The sequence below is a fragment of the Thermus parvatiensis genome, assembly GCF_001535545.1.
Taxonomy (GTDB): domain Bacteria; phylum Deinococcota; class Deinococci; order Deinococcales; family Thermaceae; genus Thermus; species Thermus parvatiensis.
Genome location: NZ_CP014141.1, coordinates 485,560 through 510,703, shown reverse-complemented (window position 1 = coordinate 510,703; position 25,144 = coordinate 485,560). Strand labels below are relative to the sequence as shown.

General features: G+C 67.7%; 13 protein-coding genes and 11 pseudogenes. 4 read left to right on the top strand and 20 right to left on the bottom strand.

Annotated elements, in window-relative coordinates; genetic code table 11:
* The 17 genes and pseudogenes from AV541_RS02930 to AV541_RS02850 form a co-directional block, all read right to left on the bottom strand.
* A complete protein-coding gene (locus tag AV541_RS02930; protein ID WP_060384201.1) occupies nt 1-1,050 on the bottom strand; it encodes a SpoIID/LytB domain-containing protein in 1,050 nt (349 codons plus the stop codon).
* A 35-nt stretch (nt 1,051-1,085) separates the two neighbouring features.
* Nucleotides 1,086-2,539, bottom strand: a pseudogene (bshC, locus tag AV541_RS02925) (bacillithiol biosynthesis cysteine-adding enzyme BshC).
* 10 nt (nt 2,540-2,549) lie between these two features.
* Entirely contained in the window at nt 2,550-3,173 is a 624-nt protein-coding gene (locus AV541_RS02920; protein WP_060384200.1) for a Crp/Fnr family transcriptional regulator, read from the bottom strand.
* 9 nt (nt 3,174-3,182) lie between these two features.
* Nucleotides 3,183-4,001 (bottom strand): 1,4-dihydroxy-6-naphtoate synthase, encoded by an 819-nt coding sequence (locus tag AV541_RS02915; protein ID WP_060384199.1) that lies wholly within the window; start codon nt 3,999-4,001, stop codon nt 3,183-3,185.
* Nucleotides 4,002-4,007: 6 nt separating this feature from the next.
* A pseudogene (locus AV541_RS12995) lies at nt 4,008-6,755 on the bottom strand (tetratricopeptide repeat protein).
* Between the two features lie 63 nt (nt 6,756-6,818).
* On the bottom strand, nt 6,819-7,841 hold the full coding sequence (locus AV541_RS02905) for a 1,9-bis(guanidino)-5-aza-nonane synthase (protein WP_060384198.1): 1,023 nt from the start codon (nt 7,839-7,841) through the stop codon (nt 6,819-6,821).
* A gap of 64 nt (nt 7,842-7,905) precedes the next feature.
* Nucleotides 7,906-8,124, bottom strand: a pseudogene (locus AV541_RS02900) (hypothetical protein); the annotation flags it as partial.
* A pseudogene (locus tag AV541_RS02895) lies at nt 8,124-9,013 on the bottom strand (2-hydroxyacid dehydrogenase). The pseudogenes AV541_RS02895 and AV541_RS02900, both read right to left, overlap by 1 nt.
* Nucleotides 8,988-9,515, bottom strand: a complete 528-nt coding sequence (locus AV541_RS02890) for a GNAT family N-acetyltransferase (RefSeq protein WP_060384197.1) — start codon at nt 9,513-9,515, stop codon at nt 8,988-8,990. The pseudogene AV541_RS02895 and the gene AV541_RS02890 overlap by 26 nt, the downstream one beginning before the upstream one ends.
* Before the next feature lie 9 nt (nt 9,516-9,524).
* Nucleotides 9,525-10,798, bottom strand: a pseudogene (locus AV541_RS02885) (Glu/Leu/Phe/Val family dehydrogenase).
* 9 nt (nt 10,799-10,807) lie between these two features.
* Nucleotides 10,808-12,066, bottom strand: a pseudogene (locus AV541_RS02880) (Glu/Leu/Phe/Val family dehydrogenase).
* A gap of 25 nt (nt 12,067-12,091) precedes the next feature.
* Nucleotides 12,092-13,641, bottom strand: a pseudogene (gene pruA, locus AV541_RS02875) (L-glutamate gamma-semialdehyde dehydrogenase).
* A 15-nt stretch (nt 13,642-13,656) separates the two neighbouring features.
* On the bottom strand, nt 13,657-14,580 hold the full coding sequence (locus tag AV541_RS02870) for a proline dehydrogenase (RefSeq protein ID WP_060384195.1): 924 nt from the start codon (nt 14,578-14,580) through the stop codon (nt 13,657-13,659).
* Nucleotides 14,577-15,238: pseudogene (locus AV541_RS12990) on the bottom strand (GntR family transcriptional regulator). The gene AV541_RS02870 and the pseudogene AV541_RS12990 overlap by 4 nt, the downstream one beginning before the upstream one ends.
* A 76-nt stretch (nt 15,239-15,314) precedes the next feature.
* Nucleotides 15,315-16,118, bottom strand: a complete 804-nt coding sequence (locus tag AV541_RS02860) for a hypothetical protein (RefSeq protein WP_238530053.1) — start codon at nt 16,116-16,118, stop codon at nt 15,315-15,317.
* Nucleotides 16,093-16,815: a CsgG/HfaB family protein gene (locus tag AV541_RS02855; RefSeq protein ID WP_038035505.1), complete on the bottom strand. Its 723-nt coding sequence runs from the start codon at nt 16,813-16,815 to the stop codon at nt 16,093-16,095. Before AV541_RS02855 ends, AV541_RS02860 begins: the two co-directional genes overlap by 26 nt.
* A gap of 126 nt (nt 16,816-16,941) precedes the next feature.
* Entirely contained in the window at nt 16,942-17,841 is a 900-nt protein-coding gene (locus AV541_RS02850) for a DUF4032 domain-containing protein (RefSeq protein WP_060384194.1), read from the bottom strand.
* A gap of 95 nt (nt 17,842-17,936) precedes the next feature.
* On the opposite strand from AV541_RS02850, the gene AV541_RS02845 reads away from it, so the two are divergent.
* From AV541_RS02845 to AV541_RS02835, 3 genes are read left to right on the top strand one after another with little or no spacing between them, the layout of a single operon-like run.
* Nucleotides 17,937-19,124 (top strand): glycine C-acetyltransferase, encoded by a 1,188-nt coding sequence (locus AV541_RS02845; RefSeq protein WP_060384193.1) that lies wholly within the window; start codon nt 17,937-17,939, stop codon nt 19,122-19,124.
* A complete protein-coding gene (locus tag AV541_RS02840; RefSeq protein WP_008633213.1) occupies nt 19,125-20,402 on the top strand; it encodes a TaqI-like C-terminal specificity domain-containing protein in 1,278 nt (425 codons plus the stop codon). It begins immediately after the preceding gene.
* Nucleotides 20,395-21,162 carry a TaqI family restriction endonuclease gene (locus AV541_RS02835; protein WP_244880572.1) on the top strand — a complete coding sequence of 256 codons (768 nt, stop codon included), beginning with the start codon at nt 20,395-20,397 and terminating at the stop codon, nt 21,160-21,162. The genes AV541_RS02840 and AV541_RS02835 overlap by 8 nt, the downstream gene beginning before the upstream one ends.
* Here AV541_RS02835 and AV541_RS02830 read toward each other — a convergent pair.
* Nucleotides 21,149-21,531 (bottom strand): annotated as a pseudogene (locus AV541_RS02830) (hypothetical protein). The gene AV541_RS02835 and the pseudogene AV541_RS02830 sit on opposite strands and share 14 nt — an antisense overlap.
* Nucleotides 21,532-21,670: 139 nt before the next feature.
* Between AV541_RS02830 and gyrB the strand changes: the two are divergent.
* Entirely contained in the window at nt 21,671-23,575 is a 1,905-nt protein-coding gene (gene gyrB, locus AV541_RS02825) for a DNA topoisomerase (ATP-hydrolyzing) subunit B (RefSeq protein ID WP_060384191.1), read from the top strand.
* 47 nt (nt 23,576-23,622) lie between these two features.
* On the opposite strand, the pseudogene ddl reads toward gyrB, so the two are convergent.
* Together ddl and pth are read right to left on the bottom strand one after the other, a co-directional pair.
* Nucleotides 23,623-24,581, bottom strand: a pseudogene (ddl, locus tag AV541_RS02820) (D-alanine--D-alanine ligase).
* A gap of 9 nt (nt 24,582-24,590) precedes the next feature.
* A pseudogene (gene pth / locus AV541_RS02815) lies at nt 24,591-25,141 on the bottom strand (aminoacyl-tRNA hydrolase).
* Nucleotides 25,142-25,144: the final 3 nt, after the last annotated feature.

Below are 25,144 nucleotides of genomic sequence, written 5' to 3'. Positions count from 1 at the left end.
CTAGCGCGCCGCCACCTCGAGGGGGGAGAGGAGGGTGCCCGGGAAGTAGTACCCCAGGATCTCCCGGTAGCCGTAGCCCCGCTCCGCCATCCCCTTGGCCCCCCACTGGGAGAGGCCCACGCCGTGCCCCGCCCCCCGGCCCAGGGCGAGCCAGCCCTGGAACTCCGCCATGGCGGAGGGCAGGCCCATGAGGCGGAGCAGGCGCTGGGCCTCGGGGCCCCGGACCTCCACCCCCAGGAGGCGCACCCGCCAGGCCCGCCCCGAGGGGCTTTTCTCCAGGACCTGGGGCGGGTCGTCCCCCCTTGGGGCGTAGCCCAAGGCCCGGAGCGCCCGGGCCGCCTCCTCGGGGCGCACGGCCTGCTGCCAGACGCTCTTGGGGCCCTTGGCGTAGGGGTCGGGCCGGGGTCGGAGGTAGGGGAGGGCCTTTTGGAAAACCTCCTCGCTCCCCGCCGTCATTCCCCCGGAGTCGGCGTGATAGAGGGCCGAGGCCACCTGCCCGGCGTAGCTCAGCACCCGCCCCTCCGTGGCCCGGACCGCCCTTTCGTGCCGGGGCGTCTCCGCGGAAAGCCCCAGGTAGACCTGGCAGGCCTCCGTGGCGCAGAGGTCGTAGGGGGCCAAGGGGTTGAGCCGGCGCACGGCGAAGGTGCGGGCCAGGACGGCCTGGGCCTTCAGGGCCTCCTCGGGGAAGGAGGCGGGCATCTCCGCAGGCAGGACCCCGAGGAGGTAGTCCTCCAGGGGAAGGACGTTGACGAGGAGGAGGCGCCCCCCTTCTACCCGGGCCAAAAGCCCTCCCCGGTAGGGCCTGCCCTCCAAAGCGAAGTAGGGCCCCTCCACCGCCCAGGAGGGGAGGGGGCGCCCTTCCACCACCACCCCTTCCGCCTGGCCCCAGAGGGCCACCTCCCCCGTGGGGAGGGCAAGCCGCACCTCCTCCCCCAGGGCCACCTCCTTGAGGAGCACCCGGACGAGAAGGGCTTGGAGGCCCGGGGCCTTCTGCCCCAGCGCCGCCAGGACCAAGGCCAATAGCCCCACCCACGCCAAAAGCCGCTTCAACCCCGCCTCCTTTCGCCGAACATCCTAACCCTTCTTCAGCCGAGGTAAAGGGCCACCCTCCCCTCCCAGGGGGCCTCGGCCAGACGCCTCAGGGCCTCCCCGTGGCGCAGGGCGTACATGGCGTAGGGGTAGACCCGCTCCTGGGGAAGCCCAAAGGGGAGGAGGTGGACCTTAAGCCGCCCGAGGTGGCGGGCGAGGACCTCGTCCCGGGCCGCCTGGGCCGCGAGGAGCTTCCGCCTAAGCCGCTCCGCCTCCCCCCTAACCCGGGCCCGGAAACGCCGGAGGGGCCGGACGAGGTTGGGCTCCAGGGCCTCCGCCTCCTCCACAAGCCGGGAGGCCTCCTGCAAAAGCCCCTCCACCCGGTCCCGGAAGGCGCGAAAAGGGGCCAGCCAGGCCTCCGCCGCCCGGAGGAAGGCCGCCTCCCCCTCGTCCACGAAGGCCCAGGGGTCCAGGCGGTACTTCTCCAGGATGCGCCGGACGGGCGGCTCCACCACCACCCCGAAGGCCCGCAGGAAGAGGGCGGGCATGGCGAGGCCGTAGCGGGCGTAGACCCCCGAGAGCTCGGCCACGTAGCGGAGCTCGTTGGGCCCCACCACGAAGCCCGCCGTGGGCAGGACCAGGTCCTGGAAGACGGGCCTGAGCCCCGCCGCCGGGGTCAGGCGGGAGGGGTCGGCCCGGGCGATCTCCCAAAGCTCCTTGGCCGTGTACCGCCGCACCCCGTCGGTGAAGACCCCGCCCTCGTAGAAGAGAAGGCGCCTTTGGTCCGTCTCCAGGAAGAGGTTGGTGGCCCCGGGCTTGCGCCTAAGGGGAGGCTTCCCCCAAGGGCCCGGATCCTCTCCGCCTCCCGGTTGATGGCCTCGGCGCTCCCCAAGGGGTCGGAAAGCTCCCGCTCCAGGGCCTCGAGGAAGAGGGGGGCGAGCTCCTCCGCCATGGGGTCAAAGGGCACAAGCCCCCGCTCCCCGAGAAAGGCGAGGAGGACGCGGGCGAAGAACTCGGAAAGCGTCTCCGCCTCCAGGGCGTAGCCCAGGCGGGGGTCCTGGGCCCAAGGCCCCAAGAAGGCGCGGAGGCGCTCGCGGTGAGGGGCCAGGGGGATCCTGCCCGAGGGCAAAGGGGGGAGGTCCAGGGAGAGGGTCTCCGGCACCTCGTCCCGGAGCAGGTGGAGGTGGCGCACCTCCTCCACGTCGTGGTCCTGGGAGGCCACCCAAAAGACCGCCGCCCCGCCTACCCCCTCCGCTAGGGAAAGGGCGGTGTGGGCCTTGTAGAAGGTGAAGGCGGGCCCTCCCAGAAGCCCCGCCTGCTGCCCCGTGACCACCGCCCCCACCTCGAGGCGCTCCAGGGCCCGGAAGGCCTCCTGGGGAGCCTGAAGGCGCTTCAGGTAGGCGGCGAGGGCCTCCTTGAGCCGGGGATGGCCCGGACGGCGGAGGCGCTCCCTTAGGGCCTCCTCCCCTTGGGGCAGGCCCAGACGGCGGACCAGACAGGTGGCCTCCATGCTTTAGAGCCTAAAGTTCCTCGGCGAGGCGGGCAAGGGCCTTGGGCTCCAGGACCTCCACCCTCCGGTAGCCCAGGTCCACCCAGCCTTTAAGCGCCCACTCCCCGAGGAGCTTGGTGACCGTCTCCCGGGAGGCCCCCACCATCCGGGCGAGGTCCTGGTGGGAAAAGGGAGCGACCCCCTCCTCCCCCATCCGGAGAAGGAAGCGGGCCAGGCGCTGGGCCACGGAGAGGTGGCGCGCCTCCCAAAGCCGCTCCTCCAAGGAGCGAAGCCGCCCGTAAAGCGCCTGGAGGAAAAAGGCCTCCACCTCGGCGAAGCGCGCCCTTAGGGAGGCCAAGCCCTCCCGGGGGGCAAAGTAGAGCTCGGCGTAGGTGAGGGCCTCGGCCCCGGCGCGCCGCCTCGCCTCCTCCCCCAAGGCCTCCTCCCCAAAGACCCCCCCCGGCCCCACCACGTCCAACACCCCTTCCTCCAGGCCTGGCCCCGGCCGGTGGAGCCCGACAAGGCCCTGGCGCACCAGGTAGACCCCGTCCACGGGGTCCCCGGGGGCGAAGAGGACCGCCCCCCGCCTCAAGCGCAAAGGACGGAAGACCTTGAGGGCCTCTTGACGGGCCTCGAGGCTCAGCCCTTGGAGCATGGCCCGAGTTTACACGAAAAGGGACCGGGGGCTAGGGGCGGCGAGCCCCCGGGCCTCGGCCTCGGCGAAAAGGCGGGCCACGGCCCGCTCCCCCTCTTCTCCCACGTCCAGGCTAAAGGCGTTGACGTAGGTGTGGACGTGGGCCCAGATCACCTCATCGGAAAGCTCCTGGGCGTGGGCCCGCATGTAGTCCAGGGCTTCCTCGGGGTGGGCGAGGGCGTAGGCCACGCTCCGCCGCACCGCCTCGTCCAAAGCCCGGACGAGCCCCTCCCCCAGGTCGCGCCGGGCGAGGATGACCCCCAAGGGCAGGGGCAGGCCCGTCCGCTCCTCCCACCAGGCCCCCAGGTCCACCACCTGGACGAGGCCATAGCGGGGGTAGGTGAAGCGGCTCTCGTGAATGATGAGCCCCGCCTCCACCTCCCCCTGGGCCACCATGGGGAGGATGCGGTCGTAACGCACCTCCACGGGGACGAAGCCTTGGGCGTAGAGGGAGAGGAGGAAGTAGGCGGTGGTGTGCCGCCCCGGAACCGCCACCCTCAGGCCCTCCAGAGCCTGGAGGGGGCCTCGGGCCACCACGAGGGGCCCCACGCCCCGGCCCAAGGCCCCCCCGCTCCTTAAGGCCACGTACCGGTCCCGCACCTGAGCGTAGGCGGCGTAGGAGAGCTTGGTGAGGGGAAGCCTCCCCTCCAGGGCCCAGCGGTTTAGGGTCTCCACGTCCTCCAGGACGGGCTCCAAGGGAACGGGGCTTTCCACGCGGCCGTGGACCAGGGCGTAGAAGATGAAGGTGTCGTTGGGGCAGGGGGAAAAGCCGAGCCTGAGCGCCTCCATACCCCCCTACTCTACTCCCCTCAGGGCCCGTTTGAGGATCTCCGGGGCGAACTGCTTCAAGGCCCGGAGAAACCCCGTGGTCCCCCGGGCCCGGCCAGGGATAACGTGGACGGGCACCCCAAGCCGCTCCGCCTCGAGGCGCACGGGCTCGGAGAGGTCGTGCCCCACGTAGCTGGAAACGATCATGAGGCCGTGGGCCTTCTCTAGGCGGTTCAGGATGCGCCTTAGGGCCTCCTTCCCCACCCCCACGGTGTCCGCGTCGTACCAGTCCACCCTAAGGCCCCGCCCCTCCAGGAAGGGCACGAGGCGGCTCCTGAGCTGGGTGTGCCCTCCCACCACCACAAGGTGCTCCCCGTGGAAGCGGGGCAGGTCCTCCTCCAGAAGGTCCCGGGGCGCCTCGGGCAGGTGGGGCGCCTCCTCCCCCAAGGCCTTCAGCCCCTCGCCCACCGCCCTTAACTCCTCCAGGTAGAGGGCCAGGCTCTCGTCGTGCGGACGGAGGAAAAAAAGGTTCCTAAGGATCTCCCGGGCCAAGGCCAGGTCCTTCTCCCGGTAAAGGGCCACCTCCAGGGCCTTCTGCCAGTGCTCCGCCGCCTCTTTCCAGCGCCCCTGGGCCTCGTAATGCTCCGCCAGGTCAAAGAGGACCTCGAGGGCCTGGGGGTAGGCCTTTAGCTCCTCCACGAGGAGGCTTTCCACCTCCTCCAAGCGCCCCGCGGCGTAGAGGGCCGCCAGGTACTGCCCCCGGGCCGCCTCGGCCTCGGGGCTTTCCCGGAAGGCGCGGGAGAGCCAGTAGGCCAAGGCAAGAAGCTCCAGGGGGGCCTTTCCGTGCGGGCGAGGGCCTGGTAGAGGACGCTAAAGGCGGCCCACGGCCCCTCCAGCCGCTCCAGGAGGTGGATGAAACCCGTGAGGTCCTCCTCGGCCACCGCTTCCAGCCCCGCATCCCGAGCCCGGGAAAGAAGCTCCCGGGCCAGAACCTCCTCCCCCCCGGCCAAGGCTTCCTGGGCCAGGCGGAAGAGGTAAGGGGCGGGGTAGGCCCTTAGGGCGTGGGCCCGCTTGTGGTCCCCGAGGACCTCCTTGAGGGGCCGCCGCAGGGCCCGCTTCACCTGGGCCAGGTGGTGGTAGGCCATCCCCGCCACCTCCCCTTCTCCCCGGATGGCGGCCCGCTCCAAAAGGTAAAGGGCCTCCCGGAACCGCCCCTCCCGCTCCCGCAGGACCCCAAGGAGGAGGAGGGCCTCGGGGATCTCCGCCCGGCTCAGGGCCTCGGTGAGGTAGGGCTCCACCGCCTTCAGGTCCTCCCCCCGCGGAGCTCGAGGGGGCTTTTCACCCGCAAGGCGGCGAGGGCAAGCCCCAAGAACCCCTCGGCCTCGTCCAGGTCGGCAAGCCTCCGGGCGTACCGCTCCGCCCGGGCGAAAAGCCCCTGAAGGAGGGCGGCCTTAAGGCCAAGCCTCAGCATCTCCCGGGTGAGGAGGGCCGGGGAAAGGTCCTCCACGAACTCCGCCCGGCGGCTCACCTCCGCCCACTCCCCCTCCCGGGCGAAACGGCGCATCCTCTCGGTGATGCGCTCCAGGGTCTCCCGGGTGTAGAGGTCGGCCTCGGGAAGGCCCGACTCCACGAACTGCCGCAGGGCGTCGGCGTACCGCCCCTGGGCCAGGTAGACCCGGCCCAGGGCCAGACGGTACCGCCCGCCCCGCACCGCCAGGGCCTCGAGGCGTCCCCTCGCCCGCTCGTACTCCCCGAGCTCCACCAAAGCCAAGGCCCTGAGGTCCTCGGCCTCCTCGGAAAGGGCCCGCCTAAGAGCCTCCTCCGCCTCGGCGTGGCGGGAGAGGGCGAAGAGGGCCCGGCCCCGGAGGTAGGCCGCCTCCCCTTCCGCCTCCTCCGGCAGGAGCGCGAGGGCCTCGGCGTAGCGGCCCGCCTCCAGGAGGGCCCGGGCCTCCTCCAAGGCCACGGCCACCTCCTCCGCCTCCTCTGGAGGCGGGGCTTCCCTCTCCTCCAGCCGCACCGCCACCAGGGCCTCGGGCTTCCGGGCGAGGACGAGGAAGTACTCCCCCTCCCCCACCCGCTCCACCCGGTCAAACCCCAAGCGCCTAAGGCCCTCCTCCACCCCCTCGGGGCTTTTGCCCAAAAAAGGCCCGTGGCCGTAGACGAGAAGCCCCCCGGGGCGGAGGAGGCGGGCGAAGAGGGGGAGGCGCTCAAAGAAGGCGAAGCGCTTCCAGAAGGCTTCGGGCGCCAGGCGGCTCTCCAGGTCCTGGTCCACGAGCCCCTCGGGGAAGACGGAGAGGAGGAGCAGGGTGTCAAAGGGGGAGAGCTCCACCTCCTCCGCCCAGCCCAAATGCCAGGCCACCTCGGGCACCCGCTTCTTGCCCAGGGCCACCGCCTCTTCCACCCCGTCCAGGGCGTGCCACTCCAGGTCAGGCCGCTTCCTTTGCAGGAAGCCCACTAAAGCCCCGGTGAAGGCCCCCACCTCGAGGACCCGCCCCTCCACCCGGGGGGGAGCTCCTTGGCGTAGAACTCAAGGAAGGGGAGGTGCATCCCGTAAACTAGGGCCTCCCCCTTGGGAACCTTGAGGACCTCCCGGTAGAAACTTCGCACCGCCTCCCTCCCCCCTTGGGCCAAATAGGCCCGCCAGGCCTTGAGGAGGGGAGCGCGCCGGGCGGGGCTTCCCAGACGCTTGGCGAGCTCCGCCTCAAAGCGCCCCGGGGACAGAGACCCCTGGACGCCGAAGCGCTCCTTCAGGAAAAGCCTCAACTCATCGGGCATTTGCCGGGAGTGTACCAAAAAAACGGGGGGTGGTAAAGCCACCCCCCTGGGGGCACCCAAGGCCTAAGCGGGCACCTCCCGCCGGAAGAGGTCGGCGTAGCGTCGCTTGGCCCGCGCGGGGGCCCGGTGCCAGACGTAGGAGGCGAGGAGGGGGAAGGCGAGGGTCGCCTCGGCGAAGACCATCTGGGAGAGGCGCGCGTCCACCTTGCCCCAGCTTTGCGCCTCCGAAAGGGTGGAGCCGGAAAGCCCCCCGTCCCTTTCGTCGGCCACGGTGATCTGGATGGCGTACTTGTGCATCTCAACCCGGTGGCCCAGGACCTCGGCGGCCACCACGATGTCCTGGGCGAAGTTCTTGGGCACCCCGCCCCCGAGCATCACGAGCCCCGTGGTTTTGGCCTTCAGCTTGATCTCCGTGAGCTCGCGGAAGTCGGCCACGGAGTCTATGGTCACGTGGGCCTTGGGGTTTTTTACCTGGTGGTAGACGAGGCCGAAGCCCGCCGAGGAGTCGGAGAAGGCGGGAACGAAGATGGGCACCCCCTCCTCGTAGGCCGCCCGTACGAGGCTCTTCTCCCCAAGGCCCCGTTCCGCCAGGTAGCGGCCCATGTGCCAGATGAACTCCCGGCTGGAATAGGGGCGGGGCTCTAGGCCGTCGGCGATCTCGGCGATGGTGTAGTCCGTGTGCCTTAGCTCCTCCTCGTCAATGTAGGTGTCGTAGATGCGGTCAATCCAAAGCTGCCTCAAGGCCTCGTCGTCCGCCTTGGGGTCCCCCTGGTAGTGGCGGTGGCCCAAGGCCTCAAAGAAGTCCTGGTCCACGATGTTGGCCCCGGTGGACACGACGACGTCCACCAGGCCCTTCCTGATGAGGTCGTGGACGATGAGGCCCTGGCCCGCCGAGACCAGGCTTCCTGCCAGGGTGAGGATGACGGCGCAGTCGTCTTGGAGCATCTTGAGGTAGATCTCCGCCGCCCTATGGAGGTTCCTCGCCTGGAAGGCGGTCTTGCCCATGGCCTCGAGGATGGGCCCGGCGTCAAAGGCCTTGATGTCTATGGGGACCACGGGCGTAGAGAGGAGGTCCTTCTTCTCCATGCTTTTCCTTTCTACGCGGGGTGGGCGTCGGGCGGCTCCCCCCTTTGGCGCCCCCTGCCTTAGAGGGCAGGACTTCAAGTATACCACCCCCCGCGATGGGGGGGTAGACCTCAAGGGGGCCTTCCACCGCCTCGTCTAGGTCCACCACCCTCTCCCCCACCGCCAAGAGCCAGACCTCCTCCAGGGGGATCCCCAGCTTCTCCAGGGCCTCCCTGGGGGTCTTGGCCCCCACCCGAAGGCGCTCCCCATAGCGGCGCAGGTCGCCGTGAAGCACCACCTCCACTAGTACCCCTCCCGCACCACGTTCAAAAGAGGCTCCCCCCGAAGGTACCGCCCCACCTGCTCGGCGAGGAAGCGGGCCACCCGGCGGGAAAACCCCTCGGAAAGCCCGGCCACGTGGGGGGTGATGACCGCCCCTTTGGCCCGCCAGAGGGGGTGGTCCTGGGGAAGGGGCTCGGGGTCGGTGACGTCCAAGAAGGCCCGGACCCGCCCCGCCTCCAGGGCCTCGAGGAGGGCCTCCGTGTCCACGAGCCCTCCCCTCCCCGCGTTCACCAGGAGGGCCCCCTCCTTCATCCGGGCGAGGAAGTCCCGGTCCACGATGCCCCGGGTCTCGGGGTGAGGGGGAGGAGGAGGACCACGGCGTCCGCCCGGGGCAGGAGGGCGGGCAGGTCCTCCCGGGTGTAGACCCCGGGACGGGCATGGCGGGCCACGGGGAAAAGCTCCACCCCAAAAGGCCTAAGCCTTTCCGCCACCGCCTTCCCGATGGACCCGTAGCCCAGGAGGAGGACCCTCTTCCCCTCCAGGTCGGAAAGCCTCCTCGGGGCCCAGCGCCCTTCCTTTTGGGCCTCGAGGAAGCCGGGGAGGTCTTTGAGGAGGGCGAGGAGGGCCAGGACCACCCACTCGGCCACGGGAGCGTCGTGGATCCCGGAGCCGTCGCAGAGCACCACCCCTTCGGGAACGAGGGGAAGGATCCAGTCCACCCCCGCGGAGAGGGTCTGGACCACCTTGACCTCCACCTCCTCCAGGACCTGCCGCACCACCTCCTCTTGCCCGTAAGGGGGGATGAAGAGGTCGCAGGCCTTGGGCCAGGGCTCGTCCAGAAAGCGCACCTCCACCCCCTCGGGCAGGGCGGCCCACACCTCTTCCCTAAGCCTCGGGGCCAAGATCCTCACGGCGCACCTCCATGTGCACGTCCTCCCTCCCCCTGGGGCCCGGCACCACGCCCACCTCGCGGAAACCCGCTTTCGCAAAGGCCCGCCGCGCCCTCAGGTTGTGGGCGAAGGTCCTGAGCTTCACCCGCCTCAGGCCCAGGACGCGGAAGGCGTAGTCCAAGGCCGCCCGCACCGCCTCGGTGCCGTAGCCTTGCCCCCAGCGGTCCTTCCTCCCGATCAGGATGCCCAAGGTGGCCTCCTCGGGGGTGAGGTCGTAAAGCTCCAGCGTCCCCAAATACTCCCCCTTCTCGTCCAGGATGACGAAGGCCACGCGGTCCTTTCTCCGGGCCTCCGCCAGGACGAAGCGCTTGAAGAGCCAAAAAGGCGAGCGCAAAGGGGTAGAGCCGTTCCACTCGGCCACCTCAGGGTCGCGGAAGGTCTCGTAGAGACCCTTCCACTCCGCCTCGGTAAGCCCGGCGGAGAAGGGCTTGAGGGCCACGCGGCCGAAGCGGGGCCAGTCCACGGGGATAGCTTAAGGGTAAAGGCCCCGCAGGGCCCGGGCCTCGAGGACCCGGGTCGCCGCCACCACGTAGGCGGCGGTACGCAAGGGGATCTTCTTCTCTTGAGCTACCTGCCACACCGCCTCAAAGGCGTTGCGGAGGACCCGCTCCAAGCGGGCGTTGATCTCCTCCTCCGTCCAGAAGTAGGAGTTGAAGTCCTGGACCCACTCAAAGTAGCTCACCGTCACGCCCCCGGCGTTGGCGATCACGTCGGGGACCACCAGGACCCCCTTCTCCAAGAGGATGTCGTCGGCGGCCGGGGTGGTGGGGCCGTTCGCCCCCTCGGCCACGATCCGGGCCCGGATGCGCCAGGCGTTCTGCTCGGTGATCTGCTTCTCCAAGGCCGCCGGTACGAGGAACTCCACGGGCAGGCCCCAGAAGTCCGCCGCCGGCAAGGGCTCCGCCTTGGGGTACCCCCTCACCCCCCGAACTCCCGCACGTGGCGGAGGAGGTCGTAGGGGTCTATGCCCGCCTCGTTGTAGACGGTGCCGGTGTGGTCCTGGACGGCGACGACGCGGGCCCCGTGGTCGTGGAAGGCCCGGGCGGCGGCGTTGCCCACGTTGCCGAAGCCCTGGATGGCCACCCTAGACCCCTCCACCGGAAGCCCGATCTTCTCCGCCGCGGCCGCCGCGGTGATGAAGACCCCCCTCCCCGTGGCGTCCCTCCGGCCCAGGGAGCCCCCTAAGGAGACGGGCTTCCCGGTCACCACCCCGGGCACGGTGCGGCCCACGTTCATGGAGTAGGTGTCCATCATCCACGCCATCTCCCGCTCTCCGGTGTTCACGTCGGGGGCGGGAATGTCCCGGTCAGGGCCGAGGAGGATTCCGATCTCCGAGGTGTAGCGGCGGGTAAGGCGCTCTAACTCGTGGGGGGAAAGCTTCTTGGGGTCCACCCGGATACCCCCTTTGCCCCCGCCGTAGGGCAGGCCCACGGCGGCGTTCTTGATGGTCATCCATCCCGCCAAGGCCATGACCTCGGAGAGGGTCACCTCGGGGTGGTAGCGCACCCCGCCCTTGGCGGGCCCCCGGGCGGTGTTGTGGTGGACCCGGTACCCTTCAAAGTAGGCCACGCTCCCGTCGTCCAGGCGCACGGGGACGTCCACGATGAGGACTCTCTTGGGCCGCTTGAGGCTTTCCGCCAGGGGGGCGAGCCGCCCCAGGTAGGGAACGACCCGGTCCACCTGCTCCGTGAAGATCTCCCAGGGGCCTCCGTCCTTGCCCAGGTAGGAAAGGGGTTCGCTCTTCATCGCCGCTCCTTATGGGTACACGCCCCGAAGCCGGGTGGCCTCGTCCAGCCGCTCCAAGGCGAGGGCCAAGGCGCCCATCCTCAGGTCCAGCCCGTCCCGCTCCGCCCGCCGGCAGACCGCGTCCACCACCCGGGCCACACGGGTTTCAAAGCGCTCGCGCACCTCCTCCGGGCTCCAGAAGAACATGCTGAGGTCCTGCACCCACTCCAGGTAGCTGGCGAGGAGTCCGCCCCCGCCGGAGAGGAGGTCGGGCACCACCAACGCCCCCTTACCCAAAAGGTAGGCCTCGGCCTCGGGGGTGAGGCCGAAGTTGGCCACCTCCACCACCGCCTGGGCCTGGACCTGCCGGGCCATCTCCCCGTCCAAGGCCCCTTCCCGGGCTGCCAGGACGAGGACCTCGGCCTCGAGGCCGAAGACCTCCTCCGGGGCGAGGTCCAGCCGGGGCAGCAACCCCGTGGCCTCGTAGGCGGAAAGGACCTCGGCCACGTCCAGCCCCTCGGGGGCGTACATGCCCCCCATGGAGGTGGCCACGGCCACCACCCGCATCCCCAGGCGCTCGGCGTGCAGGGCCACCGCCGCCCCCACCTGGCCGAGGCCCTGCACCACCACCCGGGCGCCCCGAAGGTCCAGGCCCCGCCTCTTGGCCAGGGCCTCCAGCACGAGGAGCGCCCCAAGCCCCGCGGCGTCGTCCCGTCCCTCGCTCCCTCCCAGGGCGTGGGGCTTCCCCGTCACCACCCCGGGCACCGTGGAGCCCACGGTCATGGAGTAGGTGTCCATGATCCAGGCCATGACCTGCTGGTCCGCCCCGAGGTCGGGCCCCAGGATGTCGCTGTCGGGCCCGATGAGGCCCACGAGCTCGGCGGTGTAGCGGCGCACCAGGCGCTCCAGCTCCCGCGGGGAAAGCCCCTTGGGGTCCACGGCGATCCCCCCCGCCGCCCCGCCGAAAGGCAGGTCGTAGACGGCCGCCTTCAAAGTCATCCAAGCGGCGAGGCCCGCGGTCTGGCCCAGGGTGACCCCGGGGTCCAGGCGGACCCCGCCCTTGGCCGGTCCCCGGGCGATGTCGTGCACCACGCGGTAGCCCTGGAAGATGCGCACCTTCCCGTCGTCCATGACCACGGGAAGGGAGAGGGTGACCAGGCGCTTGGGGTGGGCCAGGTACTCCAGGGTGGTGGGGTGGGCCTCCGCCACCTTCAGGGCCCGCTCCAGCCACTCCAGGTAGGTGTCCCAAAGCCCCGGGTCCTCGGGGGCCGGTAGGCTTTTAGCGGCATAGCATCACCGCCGAGGATTATACCCCTAGAAGCGCTCGGCCACCGCCTTCATCTCCAGAAAGAGCCTAAGGTAGTCCAAGGCCCCGGTCTTGGCGTTGGTGCCGGAGAGCTTGGAGCCGCCGAAGGGCTGGACCCCCACCAGGGCCCCGGTGATCTTGCGGTTGAAGTAGAGGTTGCCCACGTGGAACTCCCGCCTGGCCCACTCCAGGTGCTCCCGCTTCCTGGAGTAGACCCCGCCCGTGAGGCCGTAGGGCGTGTCGTTCGCCACCTCCAGGGCCTCGGCGAAGTCCTTGACCCGGATGACGGAAAGCACCGGGCCGAAGATCTCCTCCTGGGCGATCCTGGCCTTGGGCGGCACCTCGGTGAAGACCGTGGGGGCGATGAAGTATCCCTCCCCCTCGAGGCGTTTCCCCCCAGGACGAGCTGGCCCTCGTTCTTCCCGATCTCAATGTAGGAGAGGACCTTCCTCTCCTGCTCGGCGCTCACCACGGGGCCGAGGTCGGGGTTCTCCTCGGCGGGGCCCACGGAAAGCCTTTCCGCCCGCTTCAGGACCCTCTCCAGCACGGGCTCGTAGGCCCCCTGGGTGAGGATGAGGCGGCTTGCCGCGGAGCACTTCTGCCCCTGGAAGCCGTAGGCGGAGACCACCACCCCCTCGGCGGCCAGGTCAAAGTCCGCCGTCTCGTCCACGATGATGGCGTCCTTGCCCCCGGTCTCCACGTAGGCCCGCTTGAACCAGGTCTGGCCCGGGGCCAGGCGCCCGGCAGCCTCGTAGATCTTCAGGCCCACCTCGAGGCTCCCCGTGAAGTTGATGAAGCGGATCCTGGGGTGCTCCACCAGGTACGCCCCCACCTCCTCCCCCACCCCGGGCAGGAAGTTGACCACCCCAGGGGGGAAGCCCGCCTCGTGGAAGATCTCAAAGACCTTGGCCCCCACCACCACAGCGTCCTCGGCGGGCTTGGCGATCACGGTGTTCCCCACGGCCACGGGGCCCATGATCATCCCGGTGAAGATGGCCACGGGGAAGTTCCAGGGGGCGATGACCACCCCGGTCCCCAGGGGCACGTAGAAGCTCTCGTTGTCCTCCCCGGGGTAGGGCACCACCTCCACGGCGGGGTAGCGGTAGCGCAGGGCGGCCCGGGCGTAGTACTCGATGAAGTCAATGGCCTCGGCCACGTCCGCGGAGGCCTCCACCCAGTTCTTGCCCACCTCGTAGACCAAGGTGGCCTCCAGCTCCCGCTTCCGCCGCCGCATGAGGGCCGCCGCCTTGAGGAGGAGGCGGCTCCGGTCCTCCTGGGGCCAGTCCTTCCAAGTCTTGAAGGCCTTCCAGGCGACCTCGAGGGCGGCCTCCGCCTCCGCCTTCCCCGCCTTGGCGGTGGTGCCCACCACCTCGCTCGGCGCCGAGGGGTTGAGGGAGACCATGCGCTCCTTCGTGTCCACCCACTCCCCCCCGATGTAGAGGGGGTAGTGGCGGCCGAACTCCTCCCGCACCCGCCTCAGGGCCTCGCGCATGGCGCGCCGGGCCTCCTCCGTCTGGAAGGTCTCAATGGGCTCGTTCCGGAAAGGTTCCACCGTCATCCTCATTCACCTCCTTTAGCCGGAGACCAGGCTCCTTAGGACGAGGAAAAGGTTCTCCGGCCTCTCCGCAATCCTCCGGGTGAGGTAGGGGTACCAGTCCCTGCCGTAGGGCACGTAGGCCCGCACCGTGTACCCCTCCCGGGCGAGCCGCTTTTGCTCCTCGGGGCGCACCCCGTAGAGGAACTGGAACTCAAAGCGCGACCTGGGGATCCCCATGGCCTCGGTGTAGCGCTTGAGTTCGGCGATGATCCTGGGGTCGTGGGTGGCGAAGGCCACGTAAAGCCCCTCCTTAAGGGCGAGCTTCCCCAGGTGCAGGTACTCGGCGTCAATGAGGCGCTTGTCCGGGAAGGCCACCTCCTTGGGCTCCCGGTAGGCCCCCTTGACCAGGCGGAGGTTGGGCCGGTAGGGCAGGAGGTCCAAAAGGTCCTTCTCCGTGCGGTAGAGGTAGCTTTGCAGGACGATCCCCACCTGGGAGAAGCCCTCCTCCCTCAGGGCCTTGTAGAGGCGCAAGGTGGCCTCCACCCGGGGGGAGTCCTCCATGTCCAGGCGCACGAAGACGCCCCTGGGCTCGGCCTCGCGGAGAATCCCCCGCATGAGCTCCAGGGCCAGGTCCTCGGAGAGGTCCAGGCCCAGCTGGGTAAGCTTCAAGGACACGTACTTGGGCCAGGGGCGGCTGGCCACCGCCCGCACCAGCTCCAGGATGCCCGCCTGGAAGGCCCTGGCCTCCGCCTCCGAGCGCACCATCTCCCCCAGGAGGGCCAGGATGGCGTGAACGCCTTGGGCCTCGAGGGCCTCCGCCACCCCAAGGGCCTCCTCCAGGGTCTCCCCCGCCACATAGCGGCGCACCAGGCCCCTCGCCCGCCCCTTGATGAGGGCCTCCACCCGGGGATTACCCGCCACGGAGAGCACCGCCTGCCGATAGACCAGGTCTAGGTTCATACCCCTCCTTTCCGAAGCTTCGCCACCACCAGGTCGCGGAAGCGGTACACGTGGGCCTCCACCGCCTTCTTGGCTCCCTCGGGGTCCTTGCGCCTGAGGGCCATCAGGATGGCCCGGTGTTCCCGCCGGGTGGCCTCGTCCTGGGAAAGGGTGGGCAGGGCGCTCCGGGCCAGGGCCAGGGTGGAAAGCAGGTCCTCGTAAAGCCGGTATAGGGTCCGGTTCCCGGAAAGGCGCACCAAGGCCCGGTGGAACTCCAGGTCCCGGCGCATCTGCTCGGGTAGTCCTCCGGGGAAGCCTCGTCAATGGCCCGGAGGCGCTCCTCCAGGGCGTCCAGCTCCCAAGGCATGGCCCGCAGCGCCGCCTCCCGCGCCGCCTCCCCCTCCAGCAGGGCCCGCACCCCATAGACCTCCTCCACCTCCTCTGGGGTGAAGGCCTTGACCCTCGCCCCCTTGCCCGGCACCAGTTCCACCAACCCCTCCTCACTTAGGCGCATCAGGGCCTCCCGCACCGGGGTGCGGGAAACCCCGAGCTCTTGGGCCAAAAGGGGCTCGGAAAGCCTTTCCCCCGGGGCGAAACGCCCGGAGAGGAGGAGGTCTTTAAGGTGGCCGTAGACCGCCTCGCGCACCTGGTTGGGTCGGCGGAAGCCCAGGGTCTGCATCCTGTATACAGAGTAAGGACGATCCAGGGCCAAAATCAAGGGCGGGGAAACCCCCGCCCCTCAAAATCCATCCCCCTCAGCGTACCCGGGCCTCTATGGCAAAGCCGCTCACCTCGGTAACCTCCAAGGGGAGGAGCTGAAGGCTTTCTAGAAGCGCTGCCAGCTCGTCCACGGACCCTTGGAAGACCACCTCGGCCTCGAGGACGCCGTTGGCGAAGCTTTTACGCTCAGCCGAGACCACACCCTTCTGAGCTCCAAGCTCCCTTAGGAGCACGGAAGCATCGGTGAAGCCCTTAAGGCCAGTTACCGTCAAGCGAACCACGGGGCTGGCTCCCGAAGCGGAAAAGTTTTGCTTGCGCAATTCCTGCCCCACCTGTCTGCCCAGGTTGCGCAGGGCCGCAAAAGCCGCTTCCCGCTCGGAGGTACCGGTCCCTGTCTGGGACGGACTCCAACTGCCCACCACTTGGCCTGTACTGGCCATCACCAGCCGCACGTCCGCCGTAGCCTTGTAGGTGTAGAAGGTGGCCACGTTGGTCTGAGTGGCAAGGACGCGGGAGGTGAAGACCCGGCTTACCACCAAGGCGTCAGCCTTAAAGTTGGTGGCCAAGGTGATGGCCGCCAAGGCGTCCCCCTGCACCAGGCGGGTGAGAAGCTGCCGGTCCGCCACCCTTTGCACCTGGGCGGCGTCCAGCACCCGAAAGCCCCCCTGCAAGAGTTCTTCCCGTAAAGCCGCCTCGTAAAGACCCGCCTCCTCATCCCACCAATGCTCACCTTGGCTCACAAGGACGAGGGTTTTGGGCCCTTGGCCCAAGGCCATCCCCAAAATCAGGGTGGCCAGAAGGAGAAAAAGGCGCCTAAGGCTGTTGGTAAGGCTTCCCATCCGGCGCATACTTGAAGTAGCTCCTGGGTGTACGCTTAATGATCTCCTCCACCGCCTTAGAGGTCATCACAGCCAAGGCTTTGCCCATGGGGGTCTTCTCGTACTGCTTCAAACCCCCTCCAAGGGCAGCGCCCGGACCCAAGATCCCCAGGAGACCCCCGTAATCCACATCCGTGGCCTCGCCCTCCACGCGGAAAGCGGAAACGATAGCGCCGCTTTGGGCGTCCACAATCCGCATGTCCACCGCAACGTACGAGCGTTTCTGTCCACCACCGAAGGCACCCAAGAGGCCCCCCAGAATACCACCACCACCCCCCCGGGTACCGCCCGCATCGGGCTCAAAAGCGGTTATGGAACCCACCACCAAAAGCTCAGCCCCCTGCAAGTTGAGGGGTTTGCCCCCGAGGTAGGCTTCTTGTTGAATTTGCGCAAGCACCGAGCGGTCGTAGAGAATGAAGTGGTTGGTGTTGATCAGGGCGGTCATCAAGAGCTCTGAGATGGAAGCCTCAACGCCCGGAGGGCACTGGGCTGCCGCGCAGATGAAGTTGGCCACCACCGCTTTGGCCCGTGGCCCCGTGTAGTTGGCATAGGGATTTTCGCCCTCCAAGCCTGAAGAAGTCTTGGTGGTGACGCTGGGAGCGCAAGCCGCTAAAACCGCCAATAAAACCACACCAAGAAGGCCAAGGCCTTTTCTCATAGGGTTCACCTCACTCCTAGGCACCTAGGATAATTTCTAGGCACCTACTTTAGGATTTTAGTGCTCTCGTAAGGAACGGTCAAGTACAGATGAACAACCATCAAGACATGCCAGGGCTAAGCTTGCCTATTTACCCCACCGAGCCCTTAGCCACGCCTTGAGCCCACCCCCCATCCGCTTCCACCACGGCCCAAACCGGGCCTCGTAGCTCCGGGCCGCCTCCTCGGGGGAGAGGTCCACCCCGAGCTCCCGGGCCAGGAAGTAGCGGTGGTCCATGACCCAGAGGTAGAGGTCCGCCTCGGTGCGGCCGGGGAAGTTCTTAAGAAGCCCCAGGCGGCGGATGGCCTCCACCGTGGGCCGGTAGAGGTTCTGGTACCAGTCCACCACTGCCTCCTCCCAAGGAACCTCCCGGCCCTCCTCGAGGCCCTTGAAGTAGCGCCGGGTGGCGATGTGGTCCAGGAGGATATCGTAGCGGCCCAGGGTAGAAAAGAGAATGTCTTCCGCCTCCGGCACCAGCTCTTTAAGCCGGGTCTTCTCCAGGAAGTTGGCGTATTCCGCCTTGAGGATCAGGTCCTTCAGGGTGTCCTTGGCCCCCACGGGCACGGGAACGTCTAGGGCGATCACGTAGGCGTCTATATACTTCTGCCCCGTGGCCTTGGCCAGGGCCACCCGGTGGTTGCCATCCTTGACGAAGTAGGCCTCCCCCACCTGGTAGACCTCGATGGGGGGGAACTCCACCCCGGAAAGCTGCAAGGCGCGAAGGCGCTTCCAGCGCTCCAGGGTGTGGGGGGTCTTGGGCAGGAAGTGATGGTCAAAATCCTCGTAGCGGTCCACGGAGCCCACCACCTTGTCCACCTCAATGGTCCTTAAGCCCAGGGGGTGCTCCCCCTTGGGCCTCAGCGCCAGGGCCTGGTGAAAGGGAAGGAGGACATTCGGCTCTCCCCGCAAGCGGTGGAGGAGCTCGTGGAGCTTTGCCCGGCGCTCTAGGCGCTCGGCCTCGGTTTCGGCTTGCAGCTCGGCCCTCATGGAACCGCTACCACCCCCACCCTTAGGGTAGCGCCTTTCGGTCAGAGGAAGGTGAGGCCCTGGACAGCCCGGGGCCCAGGCGGTTAGATAAGGCCATGAACCTGGATCTGCGCGCACGCGTCCGCGAGGAGCTGGAAAGGCTCAAGCGGGAGGGACTTTACATCTCCCCCAAGGTCCTCGAGGCCCCCCAGGAGCCCGTGACCCGGGTGGAGGGGAAGGAGGTGGTGAACCTCGCCTCCAACAACTACCTCGGCTTCGCCAACCACCCCTACCTCAAGGAGAAGGCCCGCCAGTACCTGGAAAAGTGGGGAGCGGGAAGCGGGGCGGTGCGCACCATCGCCGGCACCTTCACCTACCACGTGGAGCTGGAGGAAGCCCTGGCCCGCTTCAAGGGGACGGAAAGCGCCCTCGTCCTCCAGTCGGGCTTCACCGCCAACCAGGGAGTGCTGGGGGCCCTCCTCAAGGAGGGGGACGTGGTCTTCTCCGACGAGCTGAACCACGCCAGCATCATTGATGGCCTCCGCCTCACCAAGGCCACCCGCTTGGTCTATCGCCACGCGGATGTGGCCCACCTGGAGGAGCTCCTAAGGACCCACGACACCGAGGGGCTCAAGCTCATCGTCACCGACGGGGTCTTCTCCATGGATGGGGACATCGCCCCCCTGGACCGGATCGTCCCCCTGGCCAAGCGCTACGGGGCGGTGGTCTACGTGGACGACGCCCACGGCTCCGGGGTCCTGGGGGAGAAGGGCAAGGGCACGGTGCACCACTTTGGCTTCCACCAGGACCCGGACGTGATCCAGGTGGCCACCCTCTCCAAGGCCTGGGCGGTGGTGGGGGGATACGCCGCCGGCGCCTTGGAACTCAAGGACCTCCTCATCAACAAGGCCCGGCCCTTCCTCTTCTCCACCAGCCACCCCCCGGCGGTGGTGGGGGCTTTGCTGGGTGCCTTAGAGCTCATCGAGAAGGAGCCCGAGCGGGTGGAAAGGCTTTGGGAAAACACCCGCTACTTCAAGCAGGAGCTTGCCCGCCTGGGCTACGACACCCTGGGAAGCCAGACCCCCATCACCCCCGTCCTCTTCGGGGAGGCCCCCCTGGCCTTTGAGGCGAGCCGCCTCCTCCTGGAGGAGGGGGTCTTCGCCGTGGGCATCGGCTTCCCCACCGTGCCCAGGGGGAAGGCGAGGATCCGCAACATCGTCACCGCCGCCCACACCAAGGAGATGCTGGACAAGGCCCTCGAGGCCTACGCCAAGGTGGGGCGGAAGCTCGGTATAATCCGCTAAATGCTCTTTCCCCCGCCCCTACCCCAAGGAGCCACGGAAAAGAGCCTGGGCCGGGTGGAAACCCCTCCCGAGGTGGTGGACTTCATGGTGGGCCTCGCCGAGGCCCCCCGGGGAGGAAAGGTCCTGGAGCCCGCCTGCGCGGACGGGCCCTTCCTCCGGGCCTTCCGGGAGGCCCACGGGACGGGCTACCGCTTCGTGGGGGTGGAGATAGACCCAAACGCCCTGGACCTTCCCCCTTGGGCGGAAGGGGTGGTGGCGGACTTCCTCCTCTGGGAGCCCGGGGAAGCCTTTGACCTCATCTTGGGCAACCCGCCCTACGGCATCGTGGGGGAGGCCAGCAAGTACCCCATCCACGTCCTTAGGGAGGTCAAGGGGCTTTACAAGAAGACCCTATCCACCTGGAAGGGCAAGTACAACCTTTACGGGGCCTTCATAGAGAAATCTGTGCGCCTCTTGAGGGAGGGCGGAACCCTGGTCTTCGTAGTCCCGGCCACGTGGCTCGTCCTGGACGACTTTTCCCTCCTTCGGTCATTTCTGGCCCGAGAAGGGAGAACAGAAGTTTACTATCTAGGCGAGGTCTTCCCCGGAAGAAAGGTGAGCGCTGTGGTTCTTCGGTTCCGGAAGGGAGGAAAAGGCCTCGCCCTTTGGGACACCCGGAGAGACGGGGAGACCTTCACGCCCCTCTTGTGGAGCGAGAAGCCGGAATGGAAGGGAGAGATCATCCGCTTCGAAACAGGGTGGACCAGGGAGATGGAGGCCTCGGGTCCACCCCTAGGTAGCCTATTCCACATCCGCTTCGCCGCCAGGAGCCCGGAGTTCAAGAAGCATCCCGCCGTCCAAAAGGAACCGGAACCTGGCCTTGTGCCCGTCCTGACGGGAAGGAACCTGAAGCCGGGGTGGATAGACTACGAAAGCAACCACTCCGGCCTTTGGATGCCCAAGGAAAGGGCCAAGGAGCTTAGGGACTTCTACGCCACGCCCCACTTGGTGGTGGCCCACACTAAGGGCACCAAGGTGGTAGCCGCTTGGGACGAGAAGGCCTACCCGTGGAGAGAAGAGTTCCACCTTCTGCCCAAGGAGGGTGTGGAACTAGACCCCTTGTTTCTGGTAGAGTGGTTAAACTCCGATAAGATACAAGAGTATGTCAAAACCCTTTACAGGGACTTTGTTCCTCACTTGACGCTTAGAATGTTGGAGCGGATACCTGCGTTGCTTCCCCGACAGGGGAACACCGAGAGGAGGAAACATGGCCCCTACACAAGCCCAGAAAGTGCTTGAAGCTTTTGAGGATTTTCTGAAGTCTTTGGACCTCGAGAGCTACCAAGAAAAATACCGCCCCATCAAAACAGTAGAGCAAGACCTACCTAGAGAGCTTAACCCACTTCCAGACTTGTACGACCACTACTGGAAGCCCAACGGGAACACCCTTCACTTTCCAGATTTTGAAACTTTCTTCGACCAGTGGTGGGAGAAGCGCCTCCGGCCCCTAAACGAGTTTATTCGCAAGTATTTTTGGGGATGTTCCTATGAATTTGTCCGTCTCGGCTTAGAAGCGAGGCTCTACCGGACCGCTGTTTCCATTTGGACGCAATTTCACTTTTGCTATCGCTGGAACGCCTCTTGTCAACTTCGCTTGACGGCCACCTGGGAGCTGGACGCCCAGGGGATAGATGCACAAATTCAAGCAGAAGACCGCCTGATAGGCATTCAGATAAAAAAGGAAACCTATCGCTCGGAAGCCCGGGAGGGAAACCGCTTCCTAAGAAGGCGCGAACATTCCGCCCTCCTGGAAGTTCCCTACACGCTGCAAAGCCCAGAGGAACTCGAAAGAAAAGCCCAGCGTGCCCGAACCAGAGAAGAAGCCTACCGCTTGTGGGTCAAAATCGCCCACCATCTAGAACGGCTTCCCAACGGATTCGTCATCTTCCGAGAAAGCTACGTAAAGGACTTGGAAAACTTTTTAAAGCAAAACGCCACTACATTGTCCGGACTCATACCCTGGGATAAGGTAGCCCGGGAAGCCCTCACCGGCCCGTGAGGTACACCCGGAGGACAAGGCCCACGCAGAAGAGAAGCCCCAAGGCCACGAAAAGCTCGGGGCGCTTGGGCGGGTCCTTGAGACCCCGGTAGAACCACCCCCCGGGCTCGAGGCCCCCCAGGTAGTGAAGCCCTGCCGCCAGGAGGAGGCCGTAGAGGAGGTGGAGGCCGTCCTTGGGCCTCAAGCCCTGGAGGAAGAGGAGAAAGCCCAAGAGGACCTGGAGGATCGCCACCCAGGCCACCCCCGGAGGAAGGCATAGAAGCGGGAGGGAAGGGGGCGGAAGAAGCCTAAGAGGCCCACGAGGGCCAAGGCGGGCACCGCGACCAGGAGGAAAAGGCCCAGGGAGGCGTGCAGGAAGACCCCAACCATGAGGGCAGGATACCCGGGGAACGCCCGGACGGAAAGCGGCGATACACTGGCCTCAGTCCGATAAACTTTCCAGCCCCAGGCAAGGAGAGCTCCCTTTACAAGGGGAAAAACCCCGCTCCGGTTGTGGTATACTGAAGGGGTGAGCTACGACGCTTCTGCCATTCGGGTGCTCAAGGGCCTGGAGGGGGTCCGCCACCGCCCGGCCATGTACATCGGCGGCACGGGGGTGGAAGGGTACCACCACCTCTTCAAGGAGATCCTGGACAACGCCGTGGACGAGGCCCTGGCGGGCTACGCCACGGAGATCCTGGTGCGCCTCAACGAGGACGGCTCCCTCACCGTGGAGGACAACGGCCGCGGCATCCCCGTGGACCTCATGCCCGAGGAGGGAAAGCCCGCCGTGGAGGTCATCTACACCACCCTCCACTCCGGGGGCAAGTTTGAGCAGGGCGCCTACAAGGTCTCCGGGGGGCTCCACGGGGTGGGGGCGAGCGTGGTGAACGCCCTTTCCGAGTGGACCGTGGTGGAGGTCTTCCGGGAAGGGAAGCACCACCGGATCGCCTTCAGCCGGGGCGAGGTCACGGAGCCCCTCCGGGTGGTGGGCGAGGCCCCCAGGGGGAAGACCGGGACCCGGGTCACCTTCAAGCCCGACCCCGAGATCTTCGGGAACCTCCGCTTTGACCCGAGCAAGATCCGGGCCCGCCTCCGGGAGGTGGCCTACCTGGTGGCCGGGCTCAAGCTCGTCTTCCAGGACCGCCAGCACGGCAAGGAGGAGGTCTTCCTGGACAAGGGGGGCGTGGCCTCCTTCGCCAAGGCCTTGGCCGAGGGGGAGGACCTCCTCTACGAGAAGCCCTTCCTCATCCGGGGCACCCACGGGGAGGTGGAGGTGGAGGTGGGCTTCCTCCACACCCAGGGGTACAACGCCGAGATCCTCACCTACGCCAACATGATCCCCACCCGGGACGGGGGCACCCACCTCACCGCCTTCAAGTCCGCCTACAGCCGCGCCCTGAACCAGTACGCCAAGAAGGCGGGCCTCAACAAGGAAAAAGGCCCCCAGCCCACGGGGGACGACCTCCTGGAGGGGCTCTACGCCGTGGTCTCGGTGAAGCTCCCCAACCCCCAGTTTGAGGGGCAGACCAAGGGGAAGCTCCTAAACCCCGAGGCCGGGACCGCCGTGGGCCAGGTGGTTTACGAGCGGCTTCTGGAGATCCTGGAGGAGAACCCCCGCATCGCCAAGGCCGTTTACGAGAAGGCCCTGAGGGCCGCCCAGGCCCGGGAGGCGGCGAGGAAGGCGAGGGAGCTCGTCCGCAGGCAGAACCCCCTGGAGTCCGACGAGCTTCCCGGAAAGCTCGCCGACTGCCAGACGGAAAACCCCGAGGAGGCGGAGCTTTTCATCGTGGAGGGGGACTCGGCGGGGGGAAGCGCCAAGCAGGGCCGGGACCGCCGCTTCCAGGCCATCCTGCCCCTCCGGGGGAAGATCCTCAACGTGGAGAAGGCGGGGCTCTCCAAGGCCCTGAAGAACGCCGAGGTGCGGGCCATGGTCTCGGCCATCGGCGTGGGCATCGGGGGGGATGGGGAGGCCCACTTTGACCTCGAGGGCCTCCGCTACCACAAGATCATCATCATGACCGACGCCGACGTGGACGGCAGCCACATCCGCACCCTCCTCCTCACCTTCTTCTACCGCTACATGCGCCCCCTCATTGAAAGGGGCCACGTCTACATCGCCCAGCCTCCCCTTTACCGCCTTCAGGTGGGGAGAAAGGTAGAGTACCTCTACTCCGACGAGGAGCTCCAGGCCCGGCTCAAGGAGCTGGAGGGCAAAGCTTACGAGGTCCAGCGCTTCAAGGGCCTGGGGGAGATGAATCCCGAGCAGCTTTGGGAGACCACCATGAACCCGGAGAAGCGGGTCCTCAAGCGGGTGGAGCTCCAGGACGCCCTCGAGGCCAGCGAGCTCTTTGAGAAGCTCATGGGCCAGGAGGTGGCCCCGAGGCGCGAGTTCATCGAGGAGCACGCCCGCTACGCCGAGCTGGACATCTAATACCACCCCAGGCCGGCTTGCGCCAGCCTGGGAGGCCCGAGGGGTGCTTAGGTGAGGGCGAGCTCCACCAGGCGCCTGAGAAGCTCCGGGTAGGCCACCCCCCCCGCCTCAAAGAGGCGGGGGTACATGCTCGTGGGGGTGAAGCCGGGGATGGTGTTGAGCTCGTTCAGGTAAAGCTCCCCCTCCGCGAGGAAGAAGTCCACCCGGGCCATCCCCCGCACCCCGAGCACCTTGTAGGCCTTGAGGGCGAGCTCCTGAACGGTCTCCTGGGTGCCGGGGTCCAAGGGCGCGGGGATGAGGAGCTCGGCCCGGCCCGGGGTGTACTTGGTCTCGTAGTCGTAGAAGGGCGCCTCGTAGCGCACCTCCCCACGGGGCTCGCCTCCCCGAAGACGTTGCCCAAGACCCCCACCTCCAGCTCCCGCACCGGGGAGAGGGCCTTCTCCACCACCGCTTTCTCGTCGTAGCGGAAGGCCAAGGCCAGGGCGGCCTCCAGGTCCTGGAAGCGCTCCACCCGGCTTATCCCCACGCTGGAGCCGGTGTTGGCCGGCTTGACGAAGAAGGGGGGGTCAAAGGGCACCATGGGGGGCTCGCCCTTCCGCACCGCCACCCAGGGGACCACGGGCACCCCCGCCTGGGCGAGGACCCGCTTGCTCAGGTCCTTGTCCATGCAGAGAGCGCTCGCCGCCACCCCCGCCCCCACGTAGGGCTTGCCCAAAAGCTCCAGAAAGCCCTGGACCGTCCCGTCCTCGCCGAAGCGGCCGTGGAGCAAGGGAAAGACCACATCGTACCGCTCCCAGGGGAGGGGCGGGGGGAAGGGGTGCTCCCCCTCGGGGGCCGCCTTGGCCTCCAAGGCGGTCAAGGCCTTTTCCCCCAGAAGCCAGCGCCCGTCCCGGGCGATCACGGCGAGGTCCGTGGGGAAGGGCATGTGGCGCAGAACCCCTTCCGCGGAAAGGAGGGAGACCTCGTGCTCGGGGCTTACGCCCCCGGCGATCAGAAGAACCCTCATGGCCTGAGCTTACCCCAAGGAGAGGTCCAGGCCGTTGAAGCGCCCGGCGCAGGGGGAAGGCCCTCCCGCACCCAGCACCAGACCGCCTCCTTGGCCGCCTCGAGGACCCGCTCCACCACGGGAAGCTCCTCCTCGCGAAAGGGAGAAAGGACGTACTCCGCCCCCCGGGAAGGGTCCGGGGGCTTCCCGATGCCGAGGCGGAGGCGGTGGAAGGCCCGGGTGCCCAGGGCCTCCTCTATGGAAAGCACGCCCCGGTTCCCGGCGGCGCTCCCCCCGGCCTTGAAGCGGATCCGCCCCAAAGGGAGGTCCATCTCGTCGTGGACCACCAGGATCCGCTCGGGAGGGATCTTGTAAAAGCGGGCGAGGGGGGCCACCGCCTGCCCCGTGAGGTTGTAGTAGGTGAGGGGCTTGAGGAAAAGACCGCCCTCCGCCTCCGCCACGAGCGCCTCGCCCCGGGGGCGGAAGGAAAGGCCCAAGTGGTCAAGGACCATGAAGCCGAGGTTGTGCCGGGTGCGGGCGTACCGCTCCCCCGGGTTCCCCTGGCCCACCACCAGGAACACGCC

What these genes read in the sequence shown, in the direction of transcription:
- AV541_RS02860 (WP_238530053.1), bottom strand. Translation starts at nt 16,118, where the DNA reads ATGGGAAGCCTTACCAACAGCCTTAGGCGCCTTTTTCTCCTTCTGGCC.
- AV541_RS02905 (WP_060384198.1), bottom strand. Translation starts at nt 7,841, where the DNA reads ATGGAGAAGAAGGACCTCCTCTCTACGCCCGTGGTCCCCATAGACATC.
- AV541_RS02840 (WP_008633213.1), top strand. Translation starts at nt 19,125, where the DNA reads ATGCTCTTTCCCCCGCCCCTACCCCAAGGAGCCACGGAAAAGAGCCTG.
- AV541_RS02915 (WP_060384199.1), bottom strand. Translation starts at nt 4,001, where the DNA reads ATGGAGGCGCTCAGGCTCGGCTTTTCCCCCTGCCCCAACGACACCTTC.
- AV541_RS02920 (WP_060384200.1), bottom strand. Translation starts at nt 3,173, where the DNA reads ATGCTCCAAGGGCTGAGCCTCGAGGCCCGTCAAGAGGCCCTCAAGGTC.
- AV541_RS02850 (WP_060384194.1), bottom strand. Translation starts at nt 17,841, where the DNA reads ATGAGGGCCGAGCTGCAAGCCGAAACCGAGGCCGAGCGCCTAGAGCGC.
- AV541_RS02855 (WP_038035505.1), bottom strand. Translation starts at nt 16,815, where the DNA reads ATGAGAAAAGGCCTTGGCCTTCTTGGTGTGGTTTTATTGGCGGTTTTA.
- AV541_RS02870 (WP_060384195.1), bottom strand. Translation starts at nt 14,580, where the DNA reads ATGAACCTAGACCTGGTCTATCGGCAGGCGGTGCTCTCCGTGGCGGGT.
- AV541_RS02845 (WP_060384193.1), top strand. Translation starts at nt 17,937, where the DNA reads ATGAACCTGGATCTGCGCGCACGCGTCCGCGAGGAGCTGGAAAGGCTC.